Genomic DNA, 18,251 nt, shown 5'->3' on the forward strand with positions numbered 1-18,251 from the left:
TTTACTACATTTTTCTGCCTTTAGATTTAGCAGGTGCTTGAGGTTTTTCCTGTTGCTCTTGCTGTTTTTTATCTTTTGGCGTTTGTTGTTTCGGTTGCAAAGGCTCTTTGATATTCTTTGTTGCTTCATTGGTTTTACCATCCGAATTAACCGCAGTTTGCGTTTTATGAGCTTCGGTAGGTTTCGCTTGTTCTTTGAGTTTATCGGGATTTTGAAAAGAAAAATTGGTTTTGTTGGTTTCCTTATTCAGCGTGATATAACCTTGATACGGCTTACCTTGCTTATCTGTCAAGCCATTGATGTAAATAGTCTGACCCGCTTTGAACTTATCATATTGCTCATTATCCAATTCCTTACCTCTAAAAGTTCTCGGAACTTCCTGCAAATTATTTTGCTGATTATTTTGTCCGTTGCTTTGCGTTTGCTGATTAATATTGCCTCTATCGAACAGAAATTCAACATAGCGTTTGTCTGCATTGAATTGAACCGTAGCTTCAAACTCAGTTCCCTTTTTAGAAATCATTCCCTCTAAATGAAGTGGTTTGCCGTCCATTAAAGTTTGTTTTTGCTCATCATTCAGTTTTATGCCTTTTATTTCATCGGGTATTTTTATGTATTCTATTTTCAGTGCAATCAATTCATTGGTTAACCTATCCACACTAATAATTGACGGAATGGTTTCGCCTGTTTTGGGGTTTTTCAAATCAACCACACGTCCCATATTTCCTGCATCCAGTAAGTTTTTCTTGTCTTCATCAGTAAACTTGTGTCCAAAGAACTCAAAGTTTAAGTTCGGTTCTTTACGGATACCGTGAATGGCGACCACTACCTTACCTTCGTCATTGTGTTGCAAGGAAAGACGGGCATCCATTCGGGTAACGGCAGTGCCGAGATTTAGGCTTACGGGTACCAATTCATTGGTTTTAAAACCTTTCAATAAAGGTTCAAGTAGGTTCATTTTTTCAAGGCGTTCTTTGCCTAATCCAAGGTTGTTCATTGTTTCCCAATCAATTTGTTCCGGCTTGTAACGGTATTCGTTATTTTCCGGTGCTTTTTGTGTTGTTTCCATATTATTTTGATTTTCTTGTTTATGTTCAGGCTCAACTTTTACTTCGTCTTTTTTCATTTGTTTTTCGCCTTTTGGAGTAGGATGATCTACCTGTTTTTGAAATTCTTTTGCTTTCTCTAAAGCTTTATCGGCTGGTACTTTGAAGAATGTAAATTTGGTAGGATCTTTTAGCTGTCTGTAAAAATTTGAGAAGAAATTAGAAATCAAATCACCATGTTTGTCCACCCGCATAAATTCGCTTTGGTTCTTTTTTGTGGGATCAACGGTTTCCATTTTTCCGTTTTTGTCGATGCTTTTTACAGCTTGGATTTTCATTTTTTCTTTATCCAGCACCAACAATATGTCCGATAATTGTTCGGGCTCTTCTTGCTTATTTGTAGTTTCTTCGCTCATAATCTGAAATTTTAAGATTTCAATGCCGAAAATAAAAGAAGCGTTTACTGCATTGCACTAAGTGGCATTCAAAGGCAGTATTTGTCGCTTAATGGCATCTATTTAGGTGTCGGAGGATTAAAACTCTCTCTTATAAATTGATGAACATCAGATAACTTATAATACAATTTTCCGCTTATCGTATAATAAGGTAGTTTCCCGTTGGAGCGGTAACGTTGCAATGAACGATTGCTGATTTTCAGCATTTGAAGTAAATCCTGATTGTCGAGTAATTCCTCACCATCAATATTATTTCGTTTCTTTTGAAAGTCCTCGATATTGTTGCCAAGCATATCAAGTCTGTCCATCAGGCGTTCCATCCACGCCAAAAATTCCATTCTGTCAATATTCATCGGATTATACTTTTAAGGGTTCGTACCTATTTTTTATCGGTCTTTAGTTTCCTGCCTTTTTCGATATAGCTTTTGCCTTTTGCTATAAGTTCCTGTACATACTCATCACTGCTTTGTACAGCATTGGCATTGAGCATATCTTTGATAGCACCAATAGTGTAGAAGTATTGTCCATAGATTTTTGAATAAGCAATCTCACCTTTGGTACGCATACGCCATAAGGTTTTCTCGCTTATGTGTAGGTATTGGCATACCTCGTGGTTGTTGAGCCACAGGTCTTCATAATTGGTCACTTCCAATCTTTTCAGATAGTCAGCGATAGCAGTGATACGATTGTTTAGCTGATCCCACGCTTCTTCTTCAATGGTTATTATTTTCATTGCATAACTTTTAAAGTTTACTATGCAAAGTTGAAAAGAGTGGCAGAATTTGTCTGCCAAGCCTTGCCAATTGGTTTGGCGGTTTTTTGAAAATTTTTATAATTAGGGAAAGCCTTATCAGTAAAGGTTTTTAGGGGATTTTGATAGTTTAATAATAGTGTTTTGCAAATCTTTACCAATTGGCTGATATGGGCAAAAAAAAACAGTACACGATGATGTACTGCTTTGAAATGATAGCTCAATTAAACTAAAGGTCTTTATCCATATATTCTTCAAGAGAAAACTTAAGCTGGTCTAAAAATGAAGTTCTGGAACCACTTCGGGTTTTCATTCTATGGAAAGCGTGGTGCAGGTCGCCGAGAGGAATACGGAAAAGCATTTGAAACATCAGGCTAATTTTTCGGATACCGATTTTTCCGTGAGAAATTACACCCGAAGCATAAAGGGCATATATCAATTCGATTATAGCATTTTTGCTGTCGGTCCAAAATATATCTTTGGAACTTTCCGGCTTTTGCAATATCACATCGGGATTTTCATCGGGATTAATTTTTGTTAGCAGATAGGTGTAGAGCAATTCATTGGAGATAATCCTTGCAGTTTTATAATCGAAGAAAGTCGAGAATTCCGGGTCTATTTCAAATACGATGCTGTTAAGCCCATCGTGGTAGTTAATGTTTCCACGTTTGAAGTAAGTATCATCACGGTCTGTCCGTCCTGAGCGGTAGTATCTGTAAAAATCCGAATTGCAGAGGTGTTCAGTGTATTCTCGCTTTAGATTTGCCAACTGTCCAGAAAAATAACAGTAATACATTTTACCGTTACTGACAGGGCAAGTGGTTTCAATGCGATATATCTTATTATAATAGATCAGCTTACCGAGTATTTGGGGTTTAATAGAACGAAAGAAATGGATTTCTTCCTCATCGTTTTTAAATCCTTCCTCAGCAAGGTATTTCTTAACTGAACCTAAAAGATCTTGAAGATACAGGGTCATTTCGTAAGCCTCATCAATCAACCTTTTGCTTTGTGATAAAATCTTCTCTTCTTTATTGTGTATCTCTAAAAGGATGTTGTCTAAAGAATATTTCATAGCTAATAAATTTTGTGATGCTTGCCAAATTTTAAATTTGGTTTACGCCTAATTAATTCACAAAATTTCAAACATTTAATGATAATAATTCCACACTTTCACCCCACTGGGGAGAAATTTTTTCTAACGATGAAGACAAAAAAACCATCAAAATTCCTAAAAATTATAATAGTTAGGTCGTGAAAAGGAGTTTTAAATCACATAGATTTATTATATTTGCTACTGATTTACAAGGAAATTGAGTAAAAATGAATGCAATGAGCACCATTACTAAATCGTTACCTGCAACGATTTCCAACAGTGTAAACCCCTCTATTTAAGCTACTTTTTGCTACATTAATCTTTTTTATTTAAAAAAAGATAATATAAAATAACTAACAATTCCACTCAAAATACTACAAAATGTAGCAAATGCAAAACTTCCTATTACATATCGTAATAAATTTTTCTTGATAATTTCGAATGAAATTACTTCAAAATCAAATTCCATTTTGTCTTGTAAAATCAAACTTCCTGTCAACAATGATAAATAGATAATTATCGGAATCATTGGCGGAATACTTACATTGGAAAAAAAGAAGCTAATCACTTTATTTAAACGAAACATGGATGCTAAAAATATGGCTAAAAAGGTTTGAAATCCCCACAAAGGTGCTATTCCTAAAAATACGCCCAACGCAATAGATAATGCTTTTACCTTGTTGGTATCGTTACTTCCTAAAATGTCTTCTTTAAAAAAAGTTTTGATGTTTTTTTTTTTGAAACTGAACAAAAAATTTCTTGGTTTGATATAAAATATAGTCACGAAAACTAAAAAAGTATTCAGAATACTAATTCGCGTAAAATCTTTGAAAGGTCGAAAATGAGAAACTCTTTCGTTAGGATCGTACAAAATATCAATCTGAATATTGATTACATCAATTCCTTTCCAAGCAGTTCGAACAATTATTTCAATTTCGAACTCAAATTTATTTGTCCAAAATTTCTTCGGAAGATAATTTAACGGATATAATCGAAAACCAGATTGCGTATCTTCAAGTTTAATTCCTGTCTCGAACCAAAACCAAAAGTTTGAAAATTTATTCCCAAAACTACTTTTTTTCGGAATACCATCTTGTTCCATTTGTCGACTACCAATCAATAAAACTAGCTGATTTTCTTCTAATTTAGTTACAAAATCAGGAATATCATGCGGAAAATGTTGTCCATCCGAATCTATTGTAATCGCATATTCGTAGCCTTTAGAAATTGCATCTCTAAAACCAATTTGCAACGCATTTCCTTTTCCTTTATTCTTCTCAATTGTTAAGACAGAAATCGATGTATATTTCTCAAGAATTGTCGCCGTTGTATCCGTAGAACCGTCGTTTATAACAATCACATTGTCCGTATACAATAAAACGCCATCAATAACCCTTTCTAAAGTTTTATGGTTATTATAGGTCGGTATTAGTACACAAATTTTTAATTTGTCTATTTTATTTCTAACAATCGAAGGTTCCATTTTCAGCTTATTTTAGCTTTTTTAGTTGCTGTGGTGTAAAAGTATTGTACTTTTTGGCGTAGGTTTTCACTAAAGTCTGAACTTCTTTTGGTGCAGAATTATAATTATCAACAATAAACTGTTTGTCTTGTTGGATATTTTGATTGTATTTGATGAATTTGGGTATATTTTCTTGAATAATTAAACGAATTAGACGATTTTCTACATCTTTTGAGTCGTTTTTCACTGCATCATTAATTAACGTTGCGCCATCCGTAAAATATTTTTTCTTCGTTGCTTTATCTTTTACAAAACGTGCTTTTAAAATTACAGATGCTCCTTTATAAGCTACAATTGTTTGATTATTACCCGTATAATCGTCTAATTTATTGTACAAAATATCTACATTTTTAGCAGATTTTGCGGCATTTTCAAAATCAGTTCTTAATTCAGATAAAGTTAATCCAAAGAAAAAAGTAATTGAAAATAATATAGAAGCAAGAAATTTCATTAAGCTAAGATTTTAAATACTGCGCTAAATTTTAGTGCAATTGTTGTTTCAAAAAAAGAGACATTTTTAACTTTTATCTCATCATTTTCTCTCGAAATACTTAAATCTATATCCAAAATTGGGTTAATAAATGGATTAATAATTGCCATAAATTTAACATTTGAAACTTTAGACAAAAACAATTGTTTAGATTCAAAATTCTCTGTCAATTCTTTTATAATCTGTATCATACAAACGCCTGGCATAATTGGATTATTAGGAAAATGACCTTCAAAAATTTCATGAGTTGGATTTAATTCAATCTTGAATTTTATCGTATTATCATCAATTTTATCAGTAGATTTTACGGTATATAGATTAGGAATAAGCATTTGTGATTCTTTTGTTCTACAAATATAATCTAAATTTGGCTATTTATGATTTAGATTATTATTACTCTAATATCGTATTTACTTTTATTATTTCGATTGATAAATTGAAGTGATTATGCTTGATATAAATCTTTTCTGGATAATCAGTTCTATCAGTTTCAAATTGATTAATCGTTTTTATTTTATTGTTTTTTAATCGAATTAATTCTTCAAAATAATTTGATTCATCTTTCGGATAAACTAGACTAACTTCATCAGATTTTAAAACAAAATTTGTCGAAGTTTTAAGCTCTTTATCTACTTCAAAATTCTTTTTGAAAATTAATTGTAAATCTTCTGCTAAAGTTTTCACAACCATTTTTTTATTCAAATCTGGCATCGCATAATGCAAGGTATAATCTGTATCTGTAAGCGATAAATCAAAAAGTGTATTGCCAAAATCGGAAGTCATTACAGCACGATGCGTTTGATTATCAATATTTTTTACGATAAAATTACCTTTCACTTCTTTTTTCATGAAAGTAATTTTAAAACGATACGTATACTCTTTATTTACTTCGTTAAAATAAGGATTTTCAATAACTTGATTACGACTATTTTCTTGTTGTATATCTGCAATTTTATAGCTTGTACCACACGAAACAAACGCCAACAAACTAAGGATTAAAAACCGATGCATTGATTGATTTGTTTAATGATTTATTAGTAAATAAAATTTTTGTGTAATCGTCTGAAGGTTCAACTAATTTTACTTCTGTTACCGAAGATTGCCCTGTATAAAAGGTTAATTGAATTTCTTTTATGTATTTTTTAATATCCTTTAACTTAGGTTGCATTTTAGCAATTCGAGAATTATCTGTTTTTACATACGAAATATCAAAGTCATTTGTATCAAATAAATTTCCGCTAACACTGCCAATAATTAACTGATTTAATTTCTCAAATTTTTTGTTTCCTTGCAAATCAACTTTCGATTTTTTGCCTTCGTCGTTAATGTAAATTTTACCGTTGTTAAAAACTACACTATAGTCAATTGGTTGCGTATAATTCCATCGCATCGCCTTCGGATTATCCAAGTACAATTTACCTTTTGAGACAATTGGTTTATCCAAAAAACTCATTACTTTATATTGTGTAAAATCTGCCGTTAAAGTTTCTATTTTTTTAGAACCGGTAACAATATCTTTCTTAAATTTTTCAATCTCAGTCGTATTCATTTTTACTTCTTGCGCAAAAAGAATTGAGCAGTTAAAAATCAGCAATAAGATTATTAATTTAGTTTTCATAAGCCTCAATTTTTAATAAATCATTCAACGGAATAACCTTATAATTTTCTTCTTGTAAAAATACAAATAATTGTTCTAAAACATTCGCTGTTCGCTCCGAAGTATCATGCATCAACACAATACAACCAGGTTTTATCTGTTTTTTAATACGCAAAAACAACTTGTTTTCATCCTCAATCACCGTATCCAAAGAACGTACACTCCAACCTATTACTTTATGTTTTGTACTATTAATGGCTTTTGCAATATGTGGATTTGTAACACCAAAAGGTGGACGAAAAAGTGCCGTTTTTTTATTAATTAGACTTTCTATCAAGGCATTTGTAGATTCTATTTCATCAATTATTTTATCAGCTGAATAAAAACCATTTTTAGGTGAATGATGAAAAGTATGATTTCCTATAATATGGCCAGATTGATGAGCTTTAATAAGTATTTTCGGAAAATTTTCTATTTGTTTACCGATGCAAAAAAAAGTAGCTTTTGCATTATTTTGTTCTAAAATATCTAAAATACGTGGTGTAAATTCCGTTGGTCCATCATCAAAAGTTAAAGTAATTACTTTCTCTACTTTATTATTACTACGGTTATAAGCATTTAAAAAATAGTTAAATCTAATTTCAAAAGCACTAATAGAAGTTATTATCAACCAAAAAAATATTGGAATTAATAACAGCCAAAAACTAAATTCTTTTTGCCAACAAAAAATGAATAAAAGCCCTAAAATTAGGAGACAAACAAAATTTACGATTCTAAATTTCATACAGATTGAAGTAAAACTAAGCTTAAATCTTTGCCTTTATGACCATTTACCAATAAAACATATTTGTATTCTGTTGACTCTAAGTCGTTCAACATAAATTGTTTTGGTAAAGTTTTGTTTTTTAACAACAAACATCCTAAAGTCATTGCAAACGAAGATGATGTGCCATATTCTCCAATAAAATCTTTGTATGAAAAAACTGGAATTGTAGTGATTAAATCATTCGATTTTAATTCATCAACTAAATTATCTTCGCCATTAATTATTGCATTAATATCGGATAAATTAAAGTTATTCAATTCTATAAATTTTAAAATTTCAGAAAATAAATCTGTAGATTGATATTCATTCTGAATAAAAACATCTATTAATTCAGCATACGAGTTTTCAGTTTTATCTTTACTCAACGTAAAAAAATGAGCACCTTCACTGTATTTTTTTCCTTCGTTATTATCCGAAGAAATTTCTCCTATTAATTGTTGTAATTCATAGGTTCTTTCTCCTATTTCGTCAATTCCACCAACAAGTGCATTCTCGATTTCATTAGCTTCAATTTGTAAATAACCGTCTAATAATGCATTCTCAAACGAATTAAATCCATTTGTGTACGTAAAATTATAAGCGTTGCAGTTAAGATGTAATGCGATTTGCGAACCAACAGTATTATGAGTAGATTGAATAAAAGCAGTTGGCGTCAAAAATTCTTCGTTATTCTGAATAATATTAGTTAAAAACTTCTCAGAATCAACCAAACAACCTAATGCAGTTCCTGTAATAATTGCTTCTGGATTCTTTATATCAGCTTCATCTAAGGCTTTTTTTGCGGCATAAATACCCATTTTTACACCCGAAGCCATTCGTCTACTCATTGCAGGTGAAATTATTTCTTTTAATATTGGTAATTTTGCCTTTGTAATATGCGCAGTTAATTCAGAAAAATCTTCGTTAATTTCATCTATAAATTGTGCATTTACAAATCCTAAACCGTTAATAAATACTTTTCCCATTACTTTGAAAAGATTAAAGTTGAACAATTTCCTCCAAAACCAAACGAATTCGACAATACATATTGAATATCTTTCTTAACTAAAGTCGTTGTCGGAAAGATATTCAACTCTTCAATTGGCGTTTGAAAATTAAGATTTGGATACACCACATTATTTTGAAGGCTCAATAAACTAAAAACAGCTTCTATACCAGCCGCAGCGGCTAATGTGTGTCCAGTATACGGTTTTGTAGAGCTAAAATTTGGCAAATTATCTTCATAAATACGAAGCAACGCCCTACCTTCTGTTAAATCATTATTGTTTGTTGCCGTTCCATGAACATTTATATAATCAATTTGATTTGGTTGAATATCCGCAATTTCGAAAGCTTTTTTCATAGCCAAATACGCACCTTCTCCATTATCCGAAGAAGCCGTTTGATGAAACGCATCATTTGCATTTCCGTAACCAGCCAAATAATCAATCACTTTTTTATTAGATTTCTTTACAATTTCATCCGATTCTAAAACCAAATAAGCCGCTGCTTCACCAAGGTTTAAACCTTTTCGATTAACATCAAATGGTTGATTAAACTCATCCGTCAAAATCATTAAACTCTTAAAACCATTGATTGTAAACTTAGCCAAAGCATCTGTTCCACCAACAATTACGCGGTCTAATTTTCCTGATTTTATTAATCTTGCACCATACATAATTGCATTTGCAGCAGACGAACAAGCTGTACTAATTGTCGAAACAAAGCCTTTTAAACCAATAGAATTTGCGATTTGTTGTGAAGATGCACCAGCGTCATGACTCGAAATATATTTTTGCATTTCGGGCAAATCTTCGTAATTCAGAAAATAATTTTCGGTAACGTCCATTCCGCCAACACTTGTCGAAGAAATAAAACCTGTTTTATACTCATTTACGTCTTTGATAGACGCATTTTCTAAAGCTTCTTTTACCGCACACAAACCCAACATAGCCGTTCGACTAAAATTATGATTGGTCGATAAATTTAAAAAAGTTGCCAATTCATCATTTCTCATTTTAATTTCTCCTACAAAAATTTGATCTTTATGAATCGAATCAAAATTTTGCAAACGAGATAAACCATGTTTTTGATGAATTAATGAATGATAATTTTCCTCGACATTCATACCGATTGCCGAAATAATTCCCATTCCAGTTATAGCAACTTTTTTACTCATTTTACTTTGTTCTATTTTTTTGGATATAATCTGCCATAACTTCTACAGACTGAAAAATCGTTTTTCCTTCCTTTGGATCAGTTATTTTTATACCATATTCTTTGTCCAATAAAACGATTAACTCTAACGCATCAATCGAATCTAAGCCTAAACCATCACCAAAAAGAGAATCATCATTCTTGATATCTTCTACAGTTACATCCTCTAAATTTAAAATTTCGATAATTTTTACTTTTAATTCAGTAATCAAATTTTCCATAGTATTTTTTATTGTTAAGTAATATTGTTTTTAATCTATTAAAATCATTTTTGCTTCGTAATCTCCTAATAAAAAATCAACCCAAGCAATCACAACTTTTTTTGCACGATGCGAATCAATCAAATAATTTGCATACTTTGTCAACTGATTTTCATTGAAATTATTTGCTATAAAAAAAGCATTTTCTGTTTTCAAATGATGACGAATACTCACTTCTCCTAAACAAATATTTGCCAATGTATAGACAAAAACAGCTGGACTTGGGAAAATTTCATCCTTAGATTGAATACTTTCTGAATGTTTAAGATCAGAATCTAAACTCGAATTTTTATTTGCAAAAACCAATGCTATATCTTGATCTTCGACCAATGTATTTTCATCTTTCAACAAAATTTCAGCAGCTAAAAAAGCCAATTTACTTTGTTGATCCATTTTATAAAACTTTGGATAATTGATATTCAAAAACTTAAAACAATTTTTAGAAAAAGTATTAAAATCAGTCGATTCGTCTTCAAAAAATAACACATCATTCAACCAAATTTGTTGATTTTTAATTACAATTTTAGTCATTTTTAACTTTTTTAAGAATGATTACTGCATTACTTCCTCCAAAACCAGACGATGTTCTTAAAATATAATTAACCGCTTTATTTAAATTTTCTTTGACAATATTTTGCACAACAGAAGTTCCTAATTCATTGAAATTTAAACTTTTTAATACTACATTTTCCTGTGCTTGTTTCATTGCTAAAATCAATTCTAATAATCCCGAAGCTCCTAATGTATGACCAAAAAAAGCTTTTAAACTATTGGTCGGAATATCTTGCATTTCCAAACGATTAAAAGCTATTGTTTCCATTTCGTCATTGTACATTGTTGCTGTGCCATGTGCAGAAATATAATCAATTTTATCAGCTGTAAGATGAGCTTCTTTTAAAGCATTTTCTATGCTCAAAACTAAACCTTCGCCCGTACGAGATGGACCAGAAATATGATTCGCATCGTTGATTGTTGCTTCTCCTAAAATCTGAAAAACGTTGCTTTCTTCCTTCTTCGAAACATAAATACAAGCCGCTGCTTCGCCTAAATTTACTCCTTTTCTATCTTTATCAAATGGTTTGCATTGCTCAAAATCCATTGCTTGAAATGAATTAAATCCTGTTAAAACAAAGTCAGTTAATTCGTCCAAAGCTAAAACATAAACATCTTCAAAAAAATCCATTTCTATAAATCTTTTTGCAATGTTTACTGCTAAAACACCCGAAACACATGCGTTAGAAACAATAATTGGTTCGGTTTTAAAACCAAAATAATCGGCTATTTTTTTTGCAAATAATGGAATTGAAGCTTTTTCTAACGAATTAGATAATTCATTAATATTTCCTTTTGTTGTTGATAAAACAAATCCAGTTTTTAAATTAATTTTAGATTGATCAATAATCTGAAACAGAGAAGATATTCCAAGTATTTCTAATCGAGTATAATATTTATTATCAATAACTTGTTCTTTTAAATTTCGGAATTGAGTGTCATTTATTTGTCCTGCATAAAAATTCTTTAAATGCCCAAAAGAATTAATTTTAGAAATACCTGAGTTTCCTAAAACCAATTGTTCCCAATTAGATTCTACAGAATTTCCTAAAGGTGTAATAATATTTGCTCGATTAATATAAATTTTATCCATTACAACAACCCAACTTTTTGTTTCCATTCAGTAAAAAACGGAGGAAATGTTAACATTAATTCACCTTCATTATCCAAAAAAACTTGAATAGTTTGACCTATACAAACCAACTTATTATCTTGATTAAAAATCTTGAATTTATAAATTATTTTTGCAGCAAGAGTATCTTCAAAAGTCGTTTCTATCCTACATTTATCACCATATTTCAAAGGAAATTTATGCTCACAAACCGATTTTACAATAGGCGTTACAAAACCACTTTTTTGGATATCTAAATACCCAATTCCGTAATGTAAACCGAACGCTTCTCTCCCATCCTCAAAATATGTAATATAGTTCCCATGCCACACAATACCCAAAGGATCTGTCTCATTAAAACGCACTGAAAAATTAGAGTTATGGACTAAAGTTTTATTCCTCTCTTTTATACTTATCATAATAAATTGCGGCAAAAAGTGTAATAATATAAAACAAAGTTAATAAAATAATATTCGGAATGATTTGGATGATGGATTGATTTCTTAGAATTAGGCTATAATAACCGTCCAAAGCCCAATTCATCGGAGAGATTTTAGAAAAATGTTGCATAAAATCTGACATTACAAAAACTGGAATCCATACACCACCAATTGCGGCTAAAATTACCACCAATGTTGCACCAAATGGAGCAGATTGTTCTTGTGTTTTTGCTACAGTTCCTATTAAAATTCCTAATCCAATTGCTGCTAAAGCTGCAAAAATAGTTAATCCAATGATCGAAAGTAATATTCCGTCGGTTTTAAAACCTGGTAAATCAATCAACGGAAAAATAAATTTAGCAACGCATAAAATCATTAAAAATTGAAATAAACTGATGATTAAATACGTAATTGTTTTTCCCATAATTTGTACAGAATATGGCATAGGACTTACTAATAATCGAATATGTGTACCTAAACTTTTTTCTTTTACAATGTTGATGGATAGAGGAACAATGATAAAAAATATCGCAAATAATGTCCATGCAGGTACATTATGTTGTGTAACATTTGGTTTGAGTGTTGTCGCACTACTTTGCGGAACAATTTCTTTAAAATTAATAAATTTATCATTCTGAAAAGCAGAATTATCATCACTTCCCATTTCTTTTTGAAAAGCAGTATAAATGCTTTTATTCTCTGTTTCTGTAATTAATTTATCTAAAATATTAAGTACATTTTGCTTAAATGCAACAGATGTAGCTGGATCAAAATACAACTTTATCGTCTTATTTTCTACCGTTTTATTGTACTTAATTTGCGTACTATCAAAAGCAAATTGATTTAGAATCTTCTCTACATTTTGATTAATTTTATAATCTAAATCTTTGGACAAATTCTTTGGTATAACAATTCCTACTTGAAATTTTCCTTTAAAAACTTCTGATTGTAATTGCTCTTCCGTAATATTTTTATTGTCAATTTCAGAAACAATTTTTAGATTTCCCGCTGCAGAAACATGCTTTTTGATAACCGACGAAATACTGTCTTGATCATTATCTAAAAATAAAATTGGAATACTAGTATCCGAAAAAGAATCGTATGTACTTTTCTGAATTTTAGTTACCGTAACAACCAAAATCAAAGGCATAATAAATAGTATAATTAATCCGCCAATATCGCGACTTAACAATAAAATTTCTTTTTTTATGCAGGCTAAAAGCTGTGTAAACATTATGATAATTTGGTTAATGAAACAAAAACTTCCTCTAAATTATGTGCATTATGTTCCTGAATCAACTTTTTTGGTTCTTCAGTTATAATTGCTTTTCCAAGATTCATAATCGTAATTCGCGTACAAAAATCCTCTGCTTCGGCCATATGATGCGACGTGTAAACAATTGTCATACCTTGTTGATTAAGCTCTTTTAAATACTCTAATAAAATCAATTTTGATTGAATATCTACGCCAACAGTTGGTTCGTCGAGAAACAATATTTCTGGTTGATGTAAAATGCCCGCTAATAAATTAATACGACGTTTCATTCCGCCCGAAAATGACTCAATTTTCTTATCCAAAAATTTATTCATTCCAATTCTTTCGGCTAATAAATTGATTTTATCATTTAAAATGTTCGAAGGAACTTTATATATTTTCCCAAAAAAAAGTAAATTTTCTCTTGCAGTTAATGTCGGATACAACGCATATTCTTGTGGTACAATTCCTATTAAACTTTTAATTTTATTTAAATCTTTTTGCAACTCTTTTCCTTGTATTGATACTTTTCCAGATGTTGGAAGAATCAATCCTGATAAAATTGACATTAACGTCGTTTTTCCTGCTCCATTTGGACCTAAAACGCCATGAATTTCGTTACTTTTAATTGTCAAATTAAAATCTTCTAACGCAAAAACATCTGCATTTTTATATTTTTTATATAATTTTTCAATCTCAATCATTCAACAAATTTTTAGATAGATTTTCTCAAACGCTTAAAAAAAGATTCCTCCAAATCTGCAAGTTCTAAAAGTTGATTAGAAATAACATTGTAAATATCTTGCGTATTGCTGCGTTTTTTATACACACGTGAAGCATTTACGGCAAAATCTCTCCATTTATCACCAATTTCAGAAATTTCTATGGCAAAATTATTCAATTCTGGACGATTTAATTTCACAGAAGCTTCTTGTAAAAATGCTGCATAAATGTACCGAAAACCTCCGCCTCCAGTTCCAATTTCTTCTTGCATACGAACCATTTGCGCTAAAAAATAATTGGTTTTAGCGTTTCCTATTTTCGTTGGCCATTTTTTAATTCTTTTTGCAACCATTCTAATCCCACGCACGCCTACAATAGGTACGGGCGCTAGCATTTCACGACATGTTTTTTTGATTGCTTGCTTTATTGCTTTCTCAAAATTTAATTCATCAGGAATATATTCTGGATAATATAAATGTCCTTTTGGAGCCAAAACACCTTTGGCAAAACGCACTTTCTCAAGCTCATTTTCTGTCAAAGCCGTTGTTGTTTCCATAACAGGATCACTTATCAAATAAGTATCATTTTCTTTTCCATAAACAACCAAATTATGACCGTTGAAATGAAATTTATATTCTTCTGGAAAATATGTTAAATTATAAACCCCAACTTGTAAACCACACGGATTATTCGCTTTTAGCTGTTGATCCAAAAATTGTTGCGCAGATTGATTTGATTTAAATTTATGTCGCTTAACTTTGATTCCAAGATTTTTTGCTGCACGATTAAAAATCATTCCAGGCATTGGACGATAACTAATTGCGGGCGCATGATTCACTTTCAGGAAAGGTAAAAAGACAAAAAATAAGCCCGAACCAAGTCCAAAAATCATTGGCTCGGAAATATCAATTCCTTTATTTTTTAATAAATTAGACGCGACACCATTTTCGCAATGTGCGGATTGGAAATGTTTAAAATCAGTACTAATTTTTTCCATCAAAATGTTTTAATTCTTCTACTGAAATTTCAAAAGCTTCAGCATATTTTTTTAAAGTTGAGTCGTTTAATTTTCTAAAAACCGTTGCTTTTGCATGACGTTTGACAAAAAATTTCCAAATTCCGACATAATTCGATAAAATTTCCCAATCCATACGTTTCAATTCCATAAAATATAAAATCGGACTTGCTTCTCCATTTTCTACTTTTTGCCTTGCAGCTTCTGTCCTTTCTTCCAACACTTTTAATGTCTCCGATTGTACAATATTTTTGGTTTCCCAACCTGCACTTAATGTTTTAGAAAATTCACCATCATCATTTATTGCGTAATAAACTTCGTTGTAATTATCTTTACTTAAATGACCTTTATCTTGTGGAACATCTGACTTTTTCATCGTTTATGATTTTGTAACAATAAATTTAACGTTGCCGTTGCATACACTTTATCGTCTATAAAAACTTGCGTTTCCATCGTACTTATTGCGTAATCTTCGTAATCAAAAACCTCTAACAATTTAGCTTTCGTTAAAATTGTTTGATTGATTTTCGGTAAATTATAAATCGTACACGTTTTTATTGTACTGATATAACCGATTAAATCGCCTTTTTGAAGATCGTCATCTATAAAATATTTTTGACCAATAATTGACGAACAAACTTGTGCCATGTTCTCAATTAAACCAATCTCCGAAAAATAATCATTTTGTAAAAAAAGTTGATCCGATTTTATCGTATAAATTGCTTCAACATAATTGGTTTCAATCAAAATAATTGTATCAACAAACAACATCGGCTGACGATGTGGTAAAAATTGTTGAATTGCTATATTTTGATTTGATTTTATCATTAACCTTCAGCTATTACGGTTTTCATTTCTCCTTTTGCTATAATTTCGTTATCAACTTTAGTTTCTATTTTAACTAAGCTAACACCCATTATTTCATGTAAAATTTCAACCTCAGTTTTTAAATTTTCACCAACTTTTGGGTATCTAAAAATCTCAATTCCTTTCATTGATCCAATGTAACCTGTTGGCGCTTCTTGCTTATTGATATAAAAATGACAACCCGTATACAAAGCGACTGTTTGCGCCATGTGTTCTAAAATACCAGGCTCTTTCATTTCGTCTTGATTTACAAAAATAGACGACGTTTTTATTGTTAATCCACCAACCACTTTATTTAGCTCGTGCTGATAAATTGCATCAACCATAATAATTGGGTTACGTTGTGGAATAAGTTTTTCTATAAACGCAGAATCTCTGTTTGGTAATTGTATATTATCCATTTTTTAAACGACTGTTAAATACGCATACGAATATGAAAAACGTCCACTTTCGGGTACACACAACATAATTCGGTCTCCTTTTTTAAGTTTTCCGTTATTCAATAAATCTTCAACCATCAAATAAATCGACGCAGAACCTACGTTTCCTACTTCGCTAAGATTCATAAACCATTTTTCTAAAGGCACATGAATTCCTTTTTTAGAAAACTCATCAAATAAACCTTGTACAAAATAATTTGACGAAACATGAGGCAAAAGATAATCTATATTATCCGAAGAAAGTTGATGTTTATCCATTGCAGCTTTCATGCTTTGGACACCTTTTATCAAAATATTATCATTCAATATTTTTACATCTTGCTTCAACGAAAAAACAGACTCTTTTAACCAATCTTCCGAAGAATAATCACTCCAAGGTTTTATTTCTCCATCTGCTAATTTATCGCCACCAGCATACATACACGTTTCCAATTCGTGGGCGTAAGAATACGATTCCATCCATTCTATTTTCAGCGATAAACCTTCTTTATTTGGTGTATCTTGAAGTAAAAATGCGGCTGCTCCGTCAGATAACATCCAACGTAAAAAATCTTTTTTAAATGCAATAATTGGTTGTTCATCTAATTCTTTTAGATTCTCAACTTCATTATCAAATTTTTCTGATTTCATCCAAGTTGAAACTCTTTCGGAACCAGAACAAACAGCATTTTTAGAATTTCCTGATTTTATAGAAAGATAACCATACTTAAGCGCATTCATACCCGAATTACAAACGCCTGAAGACGAATTTAACTCGACCGATTGATTATTTTTTATTAAACCATGAACCATTGCCGCATGCGAAGGCAACAACAAATCTGGCGTTGATGTACCACATGATAAAACTTCGAATTGATTTTTGGTAAAATCGTCATCAAATAAATTTAAAATGGCGTTTTTCGTCAATTCTGCATTAGAATGTGTTACGTTTCCTTGTTTATCTAAGGCATAATAACGCGTTGTAATTCCGTTATTTCGTAAAACAATTCTTCTTGCTTTTGACGGTATATTATTTATTTTCCCCAAATAATCTTCCATTTTATCATTCTGAACAGGAGAATTTGGTAAAAATTTTGCTGCTTTCGTTATATAAACATTTTGCATATTATTCTATTCCTTGGTAATATTTTATCTGCTTTTTATATTTCAAAAAATTGAACGGATAAAATATATAGTATAACAAATTAACTAGTGGTGATATTATCCAAATGGCAAAAATTAAGTAATAATAAAACAATTTTAAGAACTTTTTTCGTTGATTGCCTTGTTTAGTATCTATAATTTTTGACCAAATTTTAAACATTCGATTTCCTTTTGTATCCACCGAAACTAAAAAAGGTTTAACAACAACAGCATCTGCATCTATCAAATTATGTTGCAAGTTTTTATACTCATTTTGTTTTATCGAATGTAGTAATATATTACCAAATCTCTCACTTTCATCAATCGTTTTTTTACTAATTCCAGGAAATGGTAAAAAATTAAACATTTTCTTTTTTACACCCGAAAACATCCAATTTACAATTGTTATTGCGCTAATTAAATTTGGTGTATGATCTACTAACGCAATATTACCAACAAGTTTGGCTTGATTCGTTTTTAATAATAC

Annotated in this window: 24 protein-coding genes; all 24 read right to left on the reverse strand. The window is 30.8% G+C overall.

Annotated elements, in window-relative coordinates:
• Nucleotides 1-4: 4 nt before the first annotated feature.
• The gene (locus BM072_RS09055; RefSeq protein ID WP_092908340.1) at nucleotides 5-1,462 is read right to left on the reverse strand and encodes a DUF3945 domain-containing protein; all 1,458 of its coding nucleotides are present in this window, start codon (nucleotides 1,460-1,462) and stop codon (nucleotides 5-7) included.
• Nucleotides 1,463-1,560: 98 nt separating this feature from the next.
• Nucleotides 1,561-1,854, reverse strand: coding sequence for a helix-turn-helix domain-containing protein (locus BM072_RS09060; protein ID WP_092908341.1), 294 nt, complete (start codon nucleotides 1,852-1,854; stop codon nucleotides 1,561-1,563).
• Nucleotides 1,855-1,880: 26 nt separating this feature from the next.
• Nucleotides 1,881-2,234: a helix-turn-helix domain-containing protein gene (locus BM072_RS09065; protein ID WP_092908342.1), complete on the reverse strand. Its 354-nt coding sequence runs from the start codon at nucleotides 2,232-2,234 to the stop codon at nucleotides 1,881-1,883.
• A 247-nt stretch (nucleotides 2,235-2,481) separates the two neighbouring features.
• A complete protein-coding gene (locus BM072_RS09070) occupies nucleotides 2,482-3,327 on the reverse strand; it encodes an RteC domain-containing protein (RefSeq protein ID WP_092908343.1) in 846 nt (281 codons plus the stop codon).
• A 346-nt stretch (nucleotides 3,328-3,673) separates the two neighbouring features.
• Nucleotides 3,674-4,831: a DUF2062 domain-containing protein gene (locus BM072_RS09075; RefSeq protein ID WP_092908344.1), complete on the reverse strand. Its 1,158-nt coding sequence runs from the start codon at nucleotides 4,829-4,831 to the stop codon at nucleotides 3,674-3,676.
• 7 nt (nucleotides 4,832-4,838) lie between these two features.
• Entirely contained in the window at nucleotides 4,839-5,321 is a 483-nt protein-coding gene (locus tag BM072_RS09080) for a hypothetical protein (RefSeq protein WP_092908345.1), read from the reverse strand.
• Nucleotides 5,321-5,692: an ApeI family dehydratase gene (locus tag BM072_RS09085; protein WP_092908346.1), complete on the reverse strand. Its 372-nt coding sequence runs from the start codon at nucleotides 5,690-5,692 to the stop codon at nucleotides 5,321-5,323. Before BM072_RS09085 ends, BM072_RS09080 begins: the two co-directional genes overlap by 1 nt.
• Nucleotides 5,693-5,753: 61 nt before the next feature.
• Nucleotides 5,754-6,371: a flexirubin biosynthesis protein LolB2 gene (gene lolB2 / locus BM072_RS09090; protein ID WP_125112864.1), complete on the reverse strand. Its 618-nt coding sequence runs from the start codon at nucleotides 6,369-6,371 to the stop codon at nucleotides 5,754-5,756.
• The gene (lolA2, locus tag BM072_RS09095; protein WP_092908348.1) at nucleotides 6,349-6,978 is read right to left on the reverse strand and encodes a flexirubin biosynthesis/transport protein LolA2; all 630 of its coding nucleotides are present in this window, start codon (nucleotides 6,976-6,978) and stop codon (nucleotides 6,349-6,351) included. The genes lolB2 and lolA2 overlap by 23 nt, the downstream gene beginning before the upstream one ends.
• Nucleotides 6,968-7,627, reverse strand: coding sequence for a polysaccharide deacetylase family protein (locus BM072_RS09100; RefSeq protein WP_245752102.1), 660 nt, complete (start codon nucleotides 7,625-7,627; stop codon nucleotides 6,968-6,970). Before BM072_RS09100 ends, lolA2 begins: the two co-directional genes overlap by 11 nt.
• A gap of 110 nt (nucleotides 7,628-7,737) precedes the next feature.
• Nucleotides 7,738-8,748, reverse strand: coding sequence for a beta-ketoacyl synthase chain length factor (locus BM072_RS09105; protein ID WP_092908350.1), 1,011 nt, complete (start codon nucleotides 8,746-8,748; stop codon nucleotides 7,738-7,740).
• Nucleotides 8,748-9,941: a beta-ketoacyl-[acyl-carrier-protein] synthase family protein gene (locus BM072_RS09110; protein ID WP_092908351.1), complete on the reverse strand. Its 1,194-nt coding sequence runs from the start codon at nucleotides 9,939-9,941 to the stop codon at nucleotides 8,748-8,750. The genes BM072_RS09105 and BM072_RS09110 overlap by 1 nt, the downstream gene beginning before the upstream one ends.
• Nucleotide 9,942: 1 nt before the next feature.
• Nucleotides 9,943-10,212 (reverse strand): phosphopantetheine-binding protein, encoded by a 270-nt coding sequence (locus BM072_RS09115; protein WP_260562302.1) that lies wholly within the window; start codon nucleotides 10,210-10,212, stop codon nucleotides 9,943-9,945.
• Between the two features lie 18 nt (nucleotides 10,213-10,230).
• Nucleotides 10,231-10,770 carry a 3-oxoacyl-ACP synthase gene (locus tag BM072_RS09120; protein WP_092908353.1) on the reverse strand — a complete coding sequence of 180 codons (540 nt, stop codon included), beginning with the start codon at nucleotides 10,768-10,770 and terminating at the stop codon, nucleotides 10,231-10,233.
• Nucleotides 10,763-11,911 carry a beta-ketoacyl-[acyl-carrier-protein] synthase family protein gene (locus BM072_RS09125; protein WP_092908354.1) on the reverse strand — a complete coding sequence of 383 codons (1,149 nt, stop codon included), beginning with the start codon at nucleotides 11,909-11,911 and terminating at the stop codon, nucleotides 10,763-10,765. The genes BM072_RS09120 and BM072_RS09125 overlap by 8 nt, the downstream gene beginning before the upstream one ends.
• A complete protein-coding gene (locus tag BM072_RS09130; RefSeq protein ID WP_092908355.1) occupies nucleotides 11,884-12,321 on the reverse strand; it encodes an acyl-CoA thioesterase in 438 nt (145 codons plus the stop codon). Before BM072_RS09130 ends, BM072_RS09125 begins: the two co-directional genes overlap by 28 nt.
• On the reverse strand, nucleotides 12,296-13,576 hold the full coding sequence (locus BM072_RS09135; RefSeq protein WP_092908356.1) for an ABC transporter permease: 1,281 nt from the start codon (nucleotides 13,574-13,576) through the stop codon (nucleotides 12,296-12,298). Before BM072_RS09135 ends, BM072_RS09130 begins: the two co-directional genes overlap by 26 nt.
• Nucleotides 13,576-14,301: an ABC transporter ATP-binding protein gene (locus BM072_RS09140; RefSeq protein ID WP_092908357.1), complete on the reverse strand. Its 726-nt coding sequence runs from the start codon at nucleotides 14,299-14,301 to the stop codon at nucleotides 13,576-13,578. The genes BM072_RS09135 and BM072_RS09140 overlap by 1 nt, the downstream gene beginning before the upstream one ends.
• Nucleotides 14,302-14,312: 11 nt before the next feature.
• Entirely contained in the window at nucleotides 14,313-15,308 is a 996-nt protein-coding gene (gene darH, locus BM072_RS09145) for a BtrH-related acyltransferase DarH (protein WP_177190298.1), read from the reverse strand.
• Complete coding sequence (gene DarG, locus BM072_RS09150; RefSeq protein WP_092908359.1) at nucleotides 15,304-15,711, reverse strand: flexirubin biosynthesis protein DarG; 408 nt, start codon at nucleotides 15,709-15,711, stop codon at nucleotides 15,304-15,306. Before DarG ends, darH begins: the two co-directional genes overlap by 5 nt.
• Nucleotides 15,708-16,163 (reverse strand): hotdog family protein, encoded by a 456-nt coding sequence (locus BM072_RS09155; RefSeq protein WP_092908360.1) that lies wholly within the window; start codon nucleotides 16,161-16,163, stop codon nucleotides 15,708-15,710. Before BM072_RS09155 ends, DarG begins: the two co-directional genes overlap by 4 nt.
• Nucleotides 16,163-16,603 carry a hotdog family protein gene (locus BM072_RS09160; protein WP_092908361.1) on the reverse strand — a complete coding sequence of 147 codons (441 nt, stop codon included), beginning with the start codon at nucleotides 16,601-16,603 and terminating at the stop codon, nucleotides 16,163-16,165. Before BM072_RS09160 ends, BM072_RS09155 begins: the two co-directional genes overlap by 1 nt.
• A 3-nt stretch (nucleotides 16,604-16,606) precedes the next feature.
• Entirely contained in the window at nucleotides 16,607-17,746 is a 1,140-nt protein-coding gene (gene darB / locus BM072_RS09165) for a dialkylresorcinol biosynthesis protein DarB (RefSeq protein ID WP_092908362.1), read from the reverse strand.
• Between the two features lies 1 nt (nucleotide 17,747).
• Entirely contained in the window at nucleotides 17,748-18,131 is a 384-nt protein-coding gene (locus BM072_RS15610) for a hypothetical protein (protein ID WP_338061011.1), read from the reverse strand.
• Nucleotides 18,132-18,251: the final 120 nt, after the last annotated feature.

This window comes from Algoriella xinjiangensis, from assembly GCF_900115015.1.
Lineage (GTDB): Bacteria > Bacteroidota > Bacteroidia > Flavobacteriales > Weeksellaceae > Empedobacter > Empedobacter xinjiangensis.

Bases quoted from the DNA above. Each gene is read 5' to 3' on its own strand.
- BM072_RS09055 (WP_092908340.1), bottom strand. From the start codon at position 1,462: ATGAGCGAAGAAACTACAAATAAGCAAGAAGAGCCCGAACAATTATCG.
- BM072_RS09060 (WP_092908341.1), bottom strand. From the start codon at position 1,854: ATGAATATTGACAGAATGGAATTTTTGGCGTGGATGGAACGCCTGATG.
- BM072_RS09065 (WP_092908342.1), bottom strand. From the start codon at position 2,234: ATGAAAATAATAACCATTGAAGAAGAAGCGTGGGATCAGCTAAACAAT.
- BM072_RS09070 (WP_092908343.1), bottom strand. From the start codon at position 3,327: ATGAAATATTCTTTAGACAACATCCTTTTAGAGATACACAATAAAGAA.
- BM072_RS09075 (WP_092908344.1), bottom strand. From the start codon at position 4,831: ATGGAACCTTCGATTGTTAGAAATAAAATAGACAAATTAAAAATTTGT.
- BM072_RS09080 (WP_092908345.1), bottom strand. From the start codon at position 5,321: ATGAAATTTCTTGCTTCTATATTATTTTCAATTACTTTTTTCTTTGGA.
- BM072_RS09085 (WP_092908346.1), bottom strand. From the start codon at position 5,692: ATGCTTATTCCTAATCTATATACCGTAAAATCTACTGATAAAATTGAT.
- lolB2 (WP_125112864.1), bottom strand. From the start codon at position 6,371: ATGCATCGGTTTTTAATCCTTAGTTTGTTGGCGTTTGTTTCGTGTGGT.
- lolA2 (WP_092908348.1), bottom strand. From the start codon at position 6,978: ATGAAAACTAAATTAATAATCTTATTGCTGATTTTTAACTGCTCAATT.
- BM072_RS09105 (WP_092908350.1), bottom strand. From the start codon at position 8,748: ATGGGAAAAGTATTTATTAACGGTTTAGGATTTGTAAATGCACAATTT.
- BM072_RS09110 (WP_092908351.1), bottom strand. From the start codon at position 9,941: ATGAGTAAAAAAGTTGCTATAACTGGAATGGGAATTATTTCGGCAATC.
- BM072_RS09120 (WP_092908353.1), bottom strand. From the start codon at position 10,770: ATGACTAAAATTGTAATTAAAAATCAACAAATTTGGTTGAATGATGTG.
- BM072_RS09125 (WP_092908354.1), bottom strand. From the start codon at position 11,911: ATGGAAACAAAAAGTTGGGTTGTTGTAATGGATAAAATTTATATTAAT.
- BM072_RS09130 (WP_092908355.1), bottom strand. From the start codon at position 12,321: ATGATAAGTATAAAAGAGAGGAATAAAACTTTAGTCCATAACTCTAAT.
- BM072_RS09135 (WP_092908356.1), bottom strand. From the start codon at position 13,576: ATGTTTACACAGCTTTTAGCCTGCATAAAAAAAGAAATTTTATTGTTA.
- BM072_RS09140 (WP_092908357.1), bottom strand. From the start codon at position 14,301: ATGATTGAGATTGAAAAATTATATAAAAAATATAAAAATGCAGATGTT.
- DarG (WP_092908359.1), bottom strand. From the start codon at position 15,711: ATGAAAAAGTCAGATGTTCCACAAGATAAAGGTCATTTAAGTAAAGAT.
- BM072_RS09155 (WP_092908360.1), bottom strand. From the start codon at position 16,163: ATGATAAAATCAAATCAAAATATAGCAATTCAACAATTTTTACCACAT.
- BM072_RS09160 (WP_092908361.1), bottom strand. From the start codon at position 16,603: ATGGATAATATACAATTACCAAACAGAGATTCTGCGTTTATAGAAAAA.
- darB (WP_092908362.1), bottom strand. From the start codon at position 17,746: ATGCAAAATGTTTATATAACGAAAGCAGCAAAATTTTTACCAAATTCT.
- BM072_RS15610 (WP_338061011.1), bottom strand. From the start codon at position 18,131: ATGTTTAATTTTTTACCATTTCCTGGAATTAGTAAAAAAACGATTGAT.